We start from the raw sequence: 13,050 nt of genomic DNA, 5'->3' as shown, positions 1-13,050 counted from the left end.
AGTTATAAAAAAAAGCTTCTACTGATAGAAGCCGTTAAGAGCCTTTCATCGCCTGATGAAAATAAAACCGGTATGTATTTCTCAAAAACATCTCAACCGGAAGCTGCACATCCGTTTGGTATTTGCTGATGATGAATGGAAACCGCTCCAATCCTTTGTGGCGCAAATCGTTCACTTGCTCTGCATTACTTGCCGCCTCTTGCAGAACTATTTCAACAATCGGCCAGCACGCTTCCTGCACCTTGTGAAGAGCCGCTCCATCTCCGGTTTGCTGATAATGTGTGATCCAGCTGACGATTTGTTTTTCCATCACTCTCACCTTTCTTCAAAAAAAGAGGCGCCGCTTTCATTTGCGAGCTCCTCTTCCTTACTCTCCATAACCTATCAATTGTCCGACTAGAACTTCTTGGCCTTCTGTTAGATCAGCGGAAGGCTGAAACGCGTCTTTTTCAAAGATCAAAATGACGGTTGAACCAAATGAAAAGTACCCCAGCTCCTCGCCAATCTTCAATTGATCACTAGTGCTGGTCTGCACGATTGAGTTAATATTCATCGCGCCGACAGGAATCATCAGCACGTTTCGATTGCCGCTATTCAACCCATAAACAACTCGGTAATTTTTCGACAGTACATCTTTTCCGTATTTTAACCCAAACTGATTCACCGGGTATGAACGGTTTCCGAGTTCTGCCAGCTTTTGATATGTGCAGCTGATCGGCGAATGAAAGCGGTGGTAATGCCGCGGGCTTAAATACAGCACAACGAAATATCCACCGTTGTATTGATGATCAGCGCTTTTACAGCCGGTCAATTCAGCGAATGAATAGTCTTTTCCCTTTACCGTAAAGGTTTGATTATGATTGATTGTCCCTATCGTCTGAACGACACCGTCAACGGGGCTGACCACAGCATGCGCCTCATTTGAAACAGGGCGCCGCTCCAAATTAATATTCCGAATAAACAATTCGGAAAGCGAACCGTAATCAGCGGCCGTTCCGTCTACATCATTCCAGTTAATCTGAAAGTGTTTAGAGAAGAGCGGAATGACCGGCTTACTGATTTTCGATTCACAAAATCCTTTGATCAGGCAGGATGATAATCGATGATTCGTCAGTTCTATCAATGATCGGTACAGAATCTTTACAGCCGTATTAAACATGAATAATCCCTATCACCCTTCCGATTGTAATAAAAACAAAGCACCACAAAAAGGCGCCGATCGCTGCATATGCAATATACGTTTTCAGCTCCATTTTGCCGATTCCCGAAAAGTAACACGTCACATGCCGGACGCCTGGAATAAAATAACCTAATATAAGAGAATACGGTCCGTATTTTTTCATCCATTTTTCTACTTTCAGCATTCTTTTTTCCTTCAAACCGACCCATTTGCCATACTTATCGATAAACGGACGCCCGGCCTTTCTGCCGATTATGTAGCTGATCATCATGCCTAACAGGGCTCCAACAAAGCTGATAAAAATGGCAAGCTCATAATTCAGCACATCAATATGCGTAAAATAACCGACGATTGTCATCATGACTTCGTCGGGTATCGGCAATCCTATAATCCCAAGAACAAGCATCAAAAAAATAGCGAGATAACCATAATCCGCTATTAGCTGCTGCACTAATTCCATCTTTCGGACTCCAGATTTTCTGCTTCTGCTGCGTGTTTTTTAAAATGAGGAAATTTCACTTTGCTCACCATGAGATAAGACAGTCCGCATGTGCCGAGCGCCAGCAGAATCGGGTTATTCACAAAGCATAAAATGACGAGACACATTGCCGCAAATGGAATCGGCATTCCGATAAACGTCGGAAGCTTGCTTTGTTCAACATTAAATTTAGAGAGCCGAAGCATTCCGCAAATACTGTAAGCCAGCGCGCATAGTATCCCAATAAAGGGCAGAGCATATAAAGCGACACTGTAGGCGAGCATGGATGGCGCCACACCAAATGTAACCAGATCCGCAAATGAATCCAGTTCTTTCCCCATATCAGATACAGCATTCAGCTTACGAGCAGCCATTCCATCGAAGAAATCGAGAAACATGCCGGTAAAAATGAAAATCACTGCTGAATGGATGTTGTGAAATATTAAAGAATGAACCGCCAAAAGCCCGCAAATAAAGTTTCCTATCGTAATCATACTGGGTATATAATTCACAGTGTAACCAAACCTCCAATTGAAAAAAACCTTATATCAACACGACGTTGTATATCGAATCAGCGTTACAGGAAAAATCTCTCTATTAAACATGATAACATAGACTGCCAGAAAAAAAGCAGCACTCAAATTCTATTATTATACAACATTTGTTACCTTTTGAACAATGAATGCCAGTCTTTTCAATTTATGTACTCATTTCATTTTCGCCTAAAAATGACATTACACGTTTATTGACATAGTCCGGCTGCTCCAGAGGTAACAGGTGTCCCGCGTTCTTGACCATTTCCGTCTGAATCCCCGCGACTAATACAGAAGCTCTTTCTAAAGCCATTTGCTGATGGTACATCACTTCATGCTCGCCGAACATCAGCAGTATCGGAACCGTGATTGACTTTAACTCTGCGTCTGTGAACACGTAAGGAAAGCCATTTTCTTTCGGTGTCAGGCTTCTTTTCTCATCCTGCCACTTGACTCCAGCCTTGATCTGCTTTTGCAGCTTGGGATGAAGCTGATAGCGGCCGGCCGTCAGCCACTTGATGTAAGCATCAGCCCCGTTCGGCTCACTAAGGCCTGCGGCATATTTATAGACATCCGGATGAAATGATATAAACGCTTCAGCAGGGCTGATGACCACTGCCCTCTCCACTCTTTCAGGCATATCAAGCAGAAAATTTACTGTATGAAGCCCGCCAAGGGAAAATCCGGCCAGATGTGCGGTCTGAAGTCCAAGTGAATCAAAAACATCTTTCAGCCAATGAACGCAATCAGCTCTCGTATCCAGAGAGGCTGATGGTATACTTTTATTTTTGTCTCCTATTATATCGACTGCATATGTACGATATTGACCGCTCCACTCGGCGATATTCGGATACCACATGACAGAGCTGAACAGCCCTCCGTGAAGCAGTACAAGCGAAGGTGCGTCCTTTGGCCCACTTGCCATGATATGTGTTTTTCCGAAACGAGTAGAAACATAGAAAGCTTCCGAATCAATCGGCCACAAAGAAAGGCTTTCATCATAAGCCTGGTAAAAGCATGTACCGCCTTCAGCCGCGGCAAGCTGCATTGAATCCTGTTTCATCTTTTTCTTTTTCCTCCGACTTTCATTTATAAATAGAGAAAGGAGTCTGCCCTTTCTTGTAAGAAAAAATACCCATTCTTATTATCTCATATAACAATTTTCCAGTATATAGTTTGATCGTATACGAAGATTAATAAAAAAAGACGCTCTTCCTAAACTTGAAGGAAAACCGTCTACTCTTTAAAGATTAATGGAATAACCTTATCTTTTTTGTCCTTTGTTAATGACACTTGATGCGTCACAGACGTTTCATTCTTCGTCAAAGCGATGGAATAGTCACCCTTTTTGCCGGTATCCCATGTGATGTCTCCGTTTTTGTCTGTTAAACCGAGAATCTCACCGATCTCTGTATTCGGCTTCTGATCTGATGCCGGCGCTTTGACAATTGTCACTTGAACGCCTTCCATCGGTAACCCGGCATCGTCTTCCACATGAAGGGTCACAGGGATCGTTGTTTCTTTCGAAGCAGAATCTGAATGCGCCTGAGAGCTGCATCCGCATAAAAATAAAATAGAAATGAAAACGGCCAGTTTTCCGTATTTATTGATTTGCCCAATATTGAATATTATTGAATACATCATTCGTCACCCTTGTTCCCAAGTTATATGACGATCCTCCGTTGGTATGAATTGCAATGGCCGTCTGCCCCGTATCACTATAATTGCGGTAAACAGGCGAGCCGCTTTGGCAGCCGTACGTATCAGTTGTATAGGTCAGCTTATACGTTTCCGCAGAGCGAATCGGCTTTGTATCAGACCACATGGTGCCGAAAGTCTTGTCACACGGATATCCTGTAACTGATGTAGAGAGGCCGACGGGGCTGCTGCTGTTTGTTGTTCTATAACCATACCAGCCAACCGTGTTGCCAGGAGAACCATTTAGTTTTATTGCACCGTAATCATAATTGGTATCTTTGCTTTCCGTCCATCCTTTAACGGAGTAAAACATCGTGCCGGAATAAGTGCCGTATGGATACGATGAACCATTGCGGCCCGGCGCAGCAGTTATTGAAGAAGCCCACCCGTGATCCTGGCTGTACACACAATGTCCTGCCGTTACCACAGTATTTGGATTTACTAAAAAGCCTGTGCACCCATAAGTGCTTGAGGTATTGGGATATTTGATAGATAGCTGAACCGTTGCTCTGTAAGGAAATGACGTAGTGCCTGAGATTCTGACGCGTTCATCAGATCCGATGACACTTGAAGGCTTTAAGGATTTAATGTTTTTTTCTGATTCTATGAGACCCTGTAATGTTTTGCTTGTTTTTCCGGTTCCTTCATAAGGATCAGAAACCAATTCCGCTTTCGATGTCTGGTTATTGCTGACTTCAGCTTCTTTTCCAGTATTGGAGACAGAGGTTTGCGGGTTCTCTGCCGCTTTTGCCGGCGTTCCGAAAGATACCGCCGCTGCCGTTCCCAAACACAAAATCGTAAAACCTGCAATGCATTTTTTTCTGAATCTTGAGACTACTCTCATTTTAGTCATCCCCCTCCTTTTATGTCAACCAGCCTTTCGTTGGAAGACTTTTACATTATAATCAGGAATCCGATTCTTATGATAAAATTTTTGGATATGATGATAAAAAAAACGGGCCATGTATCAAGACAAGGCCCGCCCATTTCATTTCTATTGAATTGATAGTTGATCCAGCGCTTTCTTCACGTTTTCTCGCGCTTTTTCAACGGTGTCAGCCGCAGAAAGCGCAACCGCCATACGGCGTCCGACCTTCGTTATCGGCTTTCCAAACACGCGCACTTGTGTCTTTGGCACTGCCAGCGCGTTTTCCAAACCTTCAACAGAGTAATCCGCTGACTCTTCCGGTGCTTTGAGGGGCCGGCTGGCGCCTGGAGAAAGCTGTGTGATTTCTGTAATCGGAAAGCCGAGAATCGCCCGTACATGCAGCGCGAATTCTGACAAATTTTGCGTCACCAGCGTCACAAGACCTGTATCATGCGGTCGAGGAGACACCTCACTGAAATACACCTTGTCTTTCGCAAGAAAAAGCTCAACGCCAAACAGACCGTACCCGCCAAGCTCATCCGTAATGGCTTTCGCAATATGCTTCGCCTCTTCAATTTGCTGCTCTGTCATATGATGCGGCTGCCATGATTCGATATAGTCTCCATCCTTTTGCACATGGCCAATCGGCGCACAAAATACCGTACCGTTCACTGCACGCACAGTTAAGAGTGTAATTTCTGATTCGAACGGGATAAACTCCTCGACGATCACGCGTCCGTTCTTCACTCGTCCGCCTTCCATCGCCGTCTCCCAGCAGCTCTCCAAGTCCGCTTCTGAGCGGCATACGCTTTGGCCTTTTCCCGAAGAACTCATCAACGGTTTGACGACACAAGGGAAGCCGATATGAGCTGCAGCCTGTACAAATTCTTCATATGTATTCGCAAATTCATAGCCTGCCGTAGCAAGCCCGAGTGTTTCTGCCGCAAGCCGCCTGATGCCTTCCCGATCCATCGTCAGCTTCGCCGCACGCGCATTTGGGATCACGTGAAATCCTTCCTCTTCAAGCTTCAGCAATTCATCCGTCGCGATCGCCTCAACCTCAGGCACAATCAAATCAGGTTTTTCTTTCTCAATAATGTGTCTGATCTGCTCACGATCCAGCATGTCAATGACATAGCTTTTATGCGCCACCTGCATCGCCGGAGCATGCTCGTAGCTGTCTACCGCCACCGTCTCTACCCCAAGACGCTGGGCTTCAATCACAACCTCTTTCCCCAGTTCACCTGAGCCTAACAATAAAACCTTCTTTGATTGATACATCTTTGCCCCTCCTATCTGTTCAAAAACCATTATAACTGAAATATTCAAAAAATAAATTTCGCAATAAAAAAGCTAAAATAAGAAAACCCTTATTTTAGCTTATGATTCCAATACATTGATTGCCGCCACAACATCCGCTTCACAATAAGAACCCATTAAACATAACGATTCTTCCGGCTTGCACGCGTGAGCCGCAACAACTTTCTTCGCATGCTCTTGATTCTTATAGATGCCTAAATCACTCAGTTTCACCGGGAAGCCAAGCTGCTGATAAAACGGAATCAGTTCTTCAATTTCCTCATTTCTCTTCTCAAGCGCAAGCTGAATCAGTATACCGTACGCCACCTTTTGTCCGTGCAGTACATGATGGGTTTCCGGTATAAAACTCAGACCGTTGTGAACCGCATGGGCACCCGCCATCCTGCCGAAGCGTCCGGCATAACCGCCTACAGTCCCCGCCAAAGTAATAATGGTTTCTGCTACAGCTGTGAAAGAAGCCGAGGCTTCCCCTTTCTCAAGGCTTTCAACAGCCTTAAGGCTTTCTTGCAGCAAAAGATCACGAATATAGACAGACTGCCTAAGCCCCGCTTGGACCATTAATGAAACAGGCTCCTTCTTATTTCTGATAATCGCTTCCGCTTCATACCATTTCGCAAGCGTGTCGCCAATTCCGCTTTTAACATACTCAATCGGAGAAGAAAGCAGCAATAACGGATCAACGAGTGTCAAATAGCTGGAACGTTTATGATAATCGACTCGGATAAAGTTGCCTTCTTGATCATAGATCACACTCAGCGGCGTGCTTGCCGCGCAAGTTCCCGGGATTGTCGGAACAGTTATGACTTCAATATCCAAACGATCTGCGACAGCTTTTGCGGTGTCTAACACTGTTCCGCCGCCAATCCCAATAATGAGATCAGCAGATGCCGCTTGTTCCGCAATCTGCCTTATTGCTTCAGGCGAGCTGTACCCTTTATGCTGAATCACTCTCCACTCCGACGGAATCGCAGCATACGTTTGAAATGCCTCATACGACTTAATGCCCGTTACAACAACAGGATGCTTCCATTCCTTCACAAATATCGGCAGTTCTTTTACAATTCCTTGTTTGCATATGTATTGATTCGGACCGCTTCGGACAATATCTTCTGGCTGCATTTCCATCTCTCCTCCATTTTTTCATCAATCATCTCACTCTCCTTCAAATGGTGTCAATCCGCTTTCCCCGCAAACCAGCCGCCAATGGCATAAGCGCTGAAAAATGGGGCAACATCGGTAAGTCCTGCCTTATAGAGCAGTTCCTCTTCCTGTGATGACATCAATACAAAACTGCATGAACATAAGTTAAAATATGCTCATGCAGTTTTTTAGTTTATTATGATTTGGAGGTTTATACATAATGAAAAATGATCAAATTATTTTTGAAAAAACGAAAAGCATCGCTCACGATATCGATCAGATGCAAAATCAACAGGAGATTATAGATTATCTTTTTCGCTAGGATTCTCTTACACTCAACCAGTTGAAGCACTATTATTCTGAACCTTACCTTCCGCTTCAATTTCTGGTGAAATTGGCGGTTTTATGTATGTTTATAGCTATGACATTAGCCTCTTTCTTTTTCGTCCAAGCAAAACAAGTTTTCACCAATCCTATTCTATCTGATATTTCACCAGCAGCATTTTCTATTTTTACAGTCATTTGTATCTTTATGGCTTATACTAAAGTCATAAAAAGAGAAAATAATAGCAAAGGGGAAACATCGCTAATTCAACAATCTGAATTCTATGAGAAAAACAAGTTAATTAATACAATACTTTATAAAAAATATAAAATTGATCAACAAAATATACAGTCCAATAAACCAAGTGCCTCTGATAATGAAGATTCAATGAATACTTTTCATGCTGTATTGAATCATGTTCTTACAATTAGTAAAAATGAAAAAGAGCTTTTGGACTACTTACATACAAAAGATAATGCTATGCTATACCAATTAAAAGCATATTTTTCTTCTCGTCCATTTGCTCTTTCACATTATGTGAGCTTGATGTTTTGCGGAAGTATAATTGTCATCTATGCAACTACTTTATTTTCAGGACAAATCAATTACATTGATATACCAAACATTTTTATCTTTCTTTTATTAATTATTTTCTTAAAAATCCTAATTGATTTGATAAAGCTTTTAAATATATCTAGAAAAGGACAACTACATACTGTTCTATACTTTGCACAGAGAGCCGAATATCTGCGAATGAAAGGAATTATAGATTTTATTCTAACTGAAAGATATAACAACAAAATCATGTAGTTTTGTTTTACCCTGACTAAGAAAAGAAATACGCAATTGTTATACTTAGGAGATGTATGTATTGAATATAGACCTACAAACATATAAAGAAACTGAAACAGCCGCGAAGTTCATTTTAGAAGGTAAAAAAGATGATAAAGAAATCCTGGCTTTTCTAATCAAACAGGATTCTATCATGCTGAATCAGCTAAAAGTATTCTTTAGCGAGCCCCAGCTTACATTCAAACACACCGTCAAAATCGTTTGTTTCGTGACATTCGTAACTTTATATATTTATTTTTTCAGCACTCGTTTTAATGAATTAATAGAACTATCTGTACAAATGTTTTTTGCCTTGATCGGCCTTTTTTGGGTGTCTATTGTTTTTCCATTTTCAAGAAAAGTTCAAATTTCTGAGCGCTTCAAACAAAAATCCGAAAACACCCGCATTGTCAGTATGATCGACTTCGTATTAGAACAAAAATACAAAAAAAGCATCTCTGAATAATCCTAGCCAGAGATGCTTTTTCTCACTTACACCTTCTCCGTCACAGCCGCACTGTCATGATTCATCGCCGCAGGCTCCCTCAGCATCACGTTCATCACGCTTGCAAGCACAAGCATTCCAATCGATACATAAAAAGCCAGCGTATACTCACCTGTTACGGTATAAATGACGCCGGGCACATATGCTCCGAGGGCAGAGCCGATTTGATGGGCAAGTGACAGCCAGCCGATCATGAGGCCGATCGAGTAATTTTGAAAGTACTGGGTGGCAAGCATTTGCGTCGGCGCTACCGTTGCAAAGTCCACTAATCCAAACAGAATCGCAAAGGCTAATAGCAGGTAGGGTTCGTGGCTGTAAATCAGAATCACAATCGACAGCGCTCGCACCGCATATAAAAAACACAGGATTTTCCGGCTGCTCCACCGATCCGCTACGATTCCGGACAGTAAGATACCAGCGATATTAAAACCGGCCAGCAGGCTGACAGCGGCGCTCGTAACAGTTGTAGAAAAACCGTGATCATGAGAAAAGGGAATCAAATGGGTATCCATCAGCCCGACGGTCGTAAAGCCGCAGATTAAAAACGGAAGGATCAACAGCCAAAACTGCCTCATACGAAACATCGCAGTTACTGAGCCTGCTTTGGTTTTTGATCCTGTTTCTACCTCCTCCTCAGCAGCCCCGCCGATCGGCTCTTCATTTTTCTCTGAAGGATGATTTCGCAACAATAAAAGGGCTGCCGGAAGGACAACGACCATTAACAGCAACCCCAATGCCACAACCGTCAGCTTCCAGCTAAACCAATGGATCAGCATAAGCGATCCGGGAACCAGCAGCATTTGCCCCGCTCCAAAGCCCGCTTCCATGATTCCAAAGGCAAGGCCGCGCTTTTTGCTGAACCAATTCACCACCAGCACACTTGTTGCTACATTCGACGCTCCGCCAACTCCGAGTGACACCCCCAACCCGTAAAGCAGAAAGAGCTGCCACGGTGAAGTGATAAAACATGTCGAGAAAATGCTGATCCCGGTCAGTAACGTGCTCCATGATAAAACCGCCCGCGCGCCCCATCTGTCCACAAGCCGCCCGATCACAGGCTGGGATATCCCGTAAACGACAAAGCTCAGCGTTGAAATCAGCGAGATGGTGCCCCTATCCAGCGAAAACTCCCGCTCCCAAGGCTCGACAAACGCACCAAACGACAGGCGCACACCTTGTACGGCCAGTAAAATCAAAAAGGTGATAAAAACAATGATCCAAGCATAGTGGAGTCTTTTCATGACAGTTCTAAATCCCACCGCTCTTCTGTCAGATGCTGTCCCCATAATGACGTTTCTTCTTTCACTTCACTCAGTCTGAATCCAAATTTCTCGTAAAGCGGACGGGCTTCAGCCATACTGCTCACTGTCCAAAGATAAATCCGTTCAAACTTCATCTCTCTGCTATATGTAACGAGATGCTCAAGCAGTTGTGTGCCCAGCCCTCTGCCCCGAAAAGCGGCATCAACCAAGAACCATCTCAGCTGCACCGTCTTTTTATCTTGTTTGACCAATCCGACACAGCCTGCAAATTTTCCGCCGCTTTCCGCGATCCATATCTTTTCAATTTCCGCGTCAAATGTCTCATGGAGATAAGCTAAAAATGTATTATCCCAGCCATGAGCTTCTGCATAAAATTGCCTTTGCTTTTCGATGAGAAGGTGAATGTCATCCGATAGATAATAATCTCTGATTGAAATACCCGATGTCTTGGATGAGAGCGACTGAGACAATATGGCTTCAATCTCCTCCATAGCTGTCGCAAGCTTGTGCTGCTTTTCGTCATCGATTTCCTTCAACATCAGCTCAACCTGTTCATTTGCTTTCTTCTCAAGCTTTTTATAAATGGTTTTCCCCGTTTCCGTCACATATATATAATGGTGGCGGGCATCAGCTTTGCTCTTCTCTTTATAAATCAAATCTTCTTTTTCAAACTGTTTTAGCATTCTGCTGACATATCCCCGGTCAAGTACCAGCTTATCCTGAAGATCTTTCGCCGTACAATTCGGCGTATTGTAAATCTCAAATAGAATCCGTGTCTCCGTTAAGGAAAACGGGCTGTCATAAATGTGTTCGTTAAGGAAGCCAAGAACATTCGTGTAAAATCGATTGAACTTTCTGAATTTTAATCCCGCAGCTGATTCATTGATTTTCAAACTCATCCCCACTTTCTATATCGTTGATTAAAGCAATTATAATCACTTATAGTTGCCATAGTCAACGATATATCAAAAAGCGGGGCGAAATTTCATTTTCTAGATGCCTTCCTCTTCCTCACCACCATCAATGTAATATACGATAAAATCAGCGAAAACAAACTATAGACAACGACCCATCCCAAAAATGATTGATTGAAAATCGTAAACGTAAGCACGAGAGAAATGATCAGACTAATCAACGGCATCATATACACGTTTTTACAAACATAAGTCCCGGCGACCGATAACACAATAACCGCTAACGGTAAAATGCCGAATGCGATATCTAATTCATCCACCTGGCAACAGCCTCCTCCCAGATTTTTATGCTACTTGTAAAAAAACATAACCCCAATGACTAAAAGGATAATATTTGCTTTTTTCACTCCATTTAAAATTACCCGTTTACATTCACTCCAGACTATGATAATTTAAGAAAGCGCTATCATGATAAGTTAATAGCTTGGATGGAGATGAGGAGAGCCAGGAATCCCACCCCTTTTGACAAGGGGTGTTTTCTGGCTCTTTTTGTTTGTCAGAAAGGAGGCACGTCACACATCCAACACAAACAGCAAAGGGGATGATTTGATGTTTCACCTATTTAAACCGGCTCCTCACATTGAGAGACTGGATGAGTCAAAGACGGATGCGGCTTATAAACGGCTAAGGCTGCAAGTATTCATAGGTATTTTTATCGGCTACGCAGGTTATTACCTGCTGCGGAAAAACTTCGCCTTTGCCATTCCTTATCTGCAGGAACAGGGGTTTTCAAAAACCGAGCTTGGATTGGTGCTGGCCGCGGTATCCATTGCGTACGGCTTCAGTAAATTTATTATGGGCATGGTGTCCGATCGCTGCAACCCGAGATATTTTCTCGCGACAGGCCTATTTTTATCTGCAATCGTTAATATTCTTTTTGTTTCTATGCCTTGGGTAACTTCAAGCGTCACCATCATGTTTATTTTTATGTTTATCAATGGATGGTTCCAAGGGATGGGCTGGCCTCCATGCGGAAGAACAATGGCCCATTGGTTTTCTATAAGTGAACGCGGCACGAAGATGTCGATTTGGAATGTCGCTCACAATATTGGCGGCGGAATTCTGGCTCCGCTTGTCACTCTTGGAATTGCTATGTTTGTCACTTGGAAAAGCGTGTTTTTCTTCCCTGCCATTATTGCAATACTGATTTCATTTTTAATTGTCCTTTTGGTGCGGGATACCCCTCAATCTTGCGGGCTTCCGCCAATTGAAGAGTACCGGAATGACTATCCAAAACACGCTTTCAAAGATCAAGAAAAAGAATTAACGACAAAAGAAATCCTTTTTCAATATGTACTTAATAATAAGTTTCTTTGGTACATCGCATTTGCAAACGTATTTGTTTACTTTGTGCGATACGGCGTAGTGGACTGGGCGCCTACTTACTTAACAGAAGCCAAAGGGTTCTCTCCGGAAGACTCCCGGTGGTCGTATTTTCTTTACGAATACGCCGGCATACCAGGAACGATCCTGTGCGGCTGGATCAGCGACCGCTTCTTCAAGAGCCGCCGTGCACCGGCAGGCGTTCTGTTTATGGCGGGTGTTTTCATTGCCGTATTGGTGTACTGGCTGAATCCGGCCGGCCATCCGCTGGTAGACAACATTGCTCTGATCAGCATCGGCTTTTTAATTTATGGTCCTGTGATGCTCATCGGTCTGCAAGCCATTGACCTCGCACCGAAGAAAGCAGCCGGAACTGCGGCTGGATTGACCGGGTTTTTCGGATACATCGGCGGATCTGCTTTCGCAAACGCCATTATGGGACTTGTCGTTGACAGATTTGATTGGAACGGCGGCTTCATCATGCTGATCTCATCTTGTATACTGGCTATCGTGTTCTTGGCCTTAACATGGAATACGGGAAAACGAGCGGAGCATGCTTAAGAAAAGATTATAAAAGATTAATATTTTCCCAACACGCCATTTACATCCGTTA

At 43.4% G+C, this 13,050-nt stretch carries 14 protein-coding genes and 1 pseudogene; 3 read left to right on the top strand and 12 right to left on the bottom strand.

Annotated features, from left to right (window positions below):
• Positions 1–34: 34 nt before the first annotated feature.
• From NSU16_RS01400 to NSU16_RS01360, 9 genes are all read right to left on the bottom strand, one after another.
• The gene (locus tag NSU16_RS01400; RefSeq protein WP_339191898.1) at positions 35–310 is read right to left on the bottom strand and encodes a hypothetical protein; all 276 of its coding nucleotides are present in this window, start codon (positions 308–310) and stop codon (positions 35–37) included.
• A 57-nt stretch (positions 311–367) separates the two neighbouring features.
• Complete coding sequence (locus NSU16_RS01395) at positions 368–1,159, bottom strand: phosphatidylserine decarboxylase (RefSeq protein ID WP_010332865.1); 792 nt, start codon at positions 1,157–1,159, stop codon at positions 368–370.
• Positions 1,152–1,640: a DedA family protein gene (locus NSU16_RS01390; RefSeq protein WP_010332864.1), complete on the bottom strand. Its 489-nt coding sequence runs from the start codon at positions 1,638–1,640 to the stop codon at positions 1,152–1,154. The genes NSU16_RS01395 and NSU16_RS01390 overlap by 8 nt, the downstream gene beginning before the upstream one ends.
• Positions 1,631–2,170 carry a CDP-diacylglycerol--serine O-phosphatidyltransferase gene (gene pssA, locus NSU16_RS01385; RefSeq protein ID WP_010332863.1) on the bottom strand — a complete coding sequence of 180 codons (540 nt, stop codon included), beginning with the start codon at positions 2,168–2,170 and terminating at the stop codon, positions 1,631–1,633. Before pssA ends, NSU16_RS01390 begins: the two co-directional genes overlap by 10 nt.
• A 187-nt stretch (positions 2,171–2,357) precedes the next feature.
• Positions 2,358–3,254 carry an alpha/beta hydrolase gene (locus NSU16_RS01380; RefSeq protein WP_268448867.1) on the bottom strand — a complete coding sequence of 299 codons (897 nt, stop codon included), beginning with the start codon at positions 3,252–3,254 and terminating at the stop codon, positions 2,358–2,360.
• A gap of 173 nt (positions 3,255–3,427) precedes the next feature.
• Complete coding sequence (locus tag NSU16_RS01375; protein WP_339192622.1) at positions 3,428–3,832, bottom strand: DUF2606 family protein; 405 nt, start codon at positions 3,830–3,832, stop codon at positions 3,428–3,430.
• Positions 3,795–4,733 carry a serine protease gene (locus NSU16_RS01370; protein ID WP_268448861.1) on the bottom strand — a complete coding sequence of 313 codons (939 nt, stop codon included), beginning with the start codon at positions 4,731–4,733 and terminating at the stop codon, positions 3,795–3,797. The genes NSU16_RS01375 and NSU16_RS01370 overlap by 38 nt, the downstream gene beginning before the upstream one ends.
• Positions 4,734–4,883: 150 nt before the next feature.
• Positions 4,884–6,038, bottom strand: coding sequence for a phosphoribosylglycinamide formyltransferase 2 (purT, locus tag NSU16_RS01365; RefSeq protein WP_339191897.1), 1,155 nt, complete (start codon positions 6,036–6,038; stop codon positions 4,884–4,886).
• 99 nt (positions 6,039–6,137) lie between these two features.
• The gene (locus NSU16_RS01360; protein ID WP_339191896.1) at positions 6,138–7,196 is read right to left on the bottom strand and encodes an iron-containing alcohol dehydrogenase family protein; all 1,059 of its coding nucleotides are present in this window, start codon (positions 7,194–7,196) and stop codon (positions 6,138–6,140) included.
• Positions 7,197–7,437: 241 nt separating this feature from the next.
• Between NSU16_RS01360 and NSU16_RS01355 the strand changes: the two are divergent.
• Positions 7,438–8,352: pseudogene (locus NSU16_RS01355) on the top strand (hypothetical protein).
• A gap of 61 nt (positions 8,353–8,413) precedes the next feature.
• Positions 8,414–8,839, top strand: coding sequence for a hypothetical protein (locus NSU16_RS01350; RefSeq protein WP_339191895.1), 426 nt, complete (start codon positions 8,414–8,416; stop codon positions 8,837–8,839).
• Positions 8,840–8,865: 26 nt separating this feature from the next.
• Here the strand turns inward: NSU16_RS01350 and NSU16_RS01345 are convergent, their stop codons facing one another.
• The 3 genes from NSU16_RS01345 to NSU16_RS01335 all read right to left on the bottom strand — a co-directional run bounded on the left by NSU16_RS01345 (position 8,866) and on the right by NSU16_RS01335 (position 11,374).
• Positions 8,866–10,119, bottom strand: a complete 1,254-nt coding sequence (locus tag NSU16_RS01345) for an MFS transporter (protein ID WP_339192621.1) — start codon at positions 10,117–10,119, stop codon at positions 8,866–8,868.
• Complete coding sequence (locus NSU16_RS01340; protein WP_168746827.1) at positions 10,116–11,033, bottom strand: helix-turn-helix domain-containing GNAT family N-acetyltransferase; 918 nt, start codon at positions 11,031–11,033, stop codon at positions 10,116–10,118. Before NSU16_RS01340 ends, NSU16_RS01345 begins: the two co-directional genes overlap by 4 nt.
• Positions 11,034–11,125: 92 nt before the next feature.
• Complete coding sequence (locus NSU16_RS01335) at positions 11,126–11,374, bottom strand: YbeF family protein (protein ID WP_168746826.1); 249 nt, start codon at positions 11,372–11,374, stop codon at positions 11,126–11,128.
• Between the two features lie 289 nt (positions 11,375–11,663).
• Between NSU16_RS01335 and glpT the strand changes: the two genes are divergently transcribed.
• The gene (gene glpT, locus NSU16_RS01330; protein ID WP_168746825.1) at positions 11,664–12,998 is read left to right on the top strand and encodes a glycerol-3-phosphate transporter; all 1,335 of its coding nucleotides are present in this window, start codon (positions 11,664–11,666) and stop codon (positions 12,996–12,998) included.
• Positions 12,999–13,050 lie beyond the last annotated feature (52 nt).

The sequence above is a fragment of the Bacillus sp. FSL K6-1003 genome (assembly GCF_037964945.1).
Classification (GTDB): Bacteria; Bacillota; Bacilli; order Bacillales; family Bacillaceae; genus Bacillus; species Bacillus mojavensis.
Note: the sequence above shows the minus strand (reverse complement) of the source record. Positions and strands in the feature narration are given on the sequence as shown.

Bases quoted from the DNA above. Each gene is read 5' to 3' on its own strand.
- NSU16_RS01400 (WP_339191898.1), bottom strand. From the start codon at position 310: ATGGAAAAACAAATCGTCAGCTGGATCACACATTATCAGCAAACCGGA.
- NSU16_RS01360 (WP_339191896.1), bottom strand. From the start codon at position 7,196: ATGCAGCCAGAAGATATTGTCCGAAGCGGTCCGAATCAATACATATGC.
- NSU16_RS01375 (WP_339192622.1), bottom strand. From the start codon at position 3,832: ATGTATTCAATAATATTCAATATTGGGCAAATCAATAAATACGGAAAA.
- NSU16_RS01345 (WP_339192621.1), bottom strand. From the start codon at position 10,119: ATGAAAAGACTCCACTATGCTTGGATCATTGTTTTTATCACCTTTTTG.
- NSU16_RS01390 (WP_010332864.1), bottom strand. From the start codon at position 1,640: ATGGAATTAGTGCAGCAGCTAATAGCGGATTATGGTTATCTCGCTATT.
- NSU16_RS01380 (WP_268448867.1), bottom strand. From the start codon at position 3,254: ATGAAACAGGATTCAATGCAGCTTGCCGCGGCTGAAGGCGGTACATGC.
- glpT (WP_168746825.1), top strand. From the start codon at position 11,664: ATGTTTCACCTATTTAAACCGGCTCCTCACATTGAGAGACTGGATGAG.
- NSU16_RS01370 (WP_268448861.1), bottom strand. From the start codon at position 4,733: ATGAGAGTAGTCTCAAGATTCAGAAAAAAATGCATTGCAGGTTTTACG.
- purT (WP_339191897.1), bottom strand. From the start codon at position 6,038: ATGTATCAATCAAAGAAGGTTTTATTGTTAGGCTCAGGTGAACTGGGG.
- NSU16_RS01395 (WP_010332865.1), bottom strand. From the start codon at position 1,159: ATGTTTAATACGGCTGTAAAGATTCTGTACCGATCATTGATAGAACTG.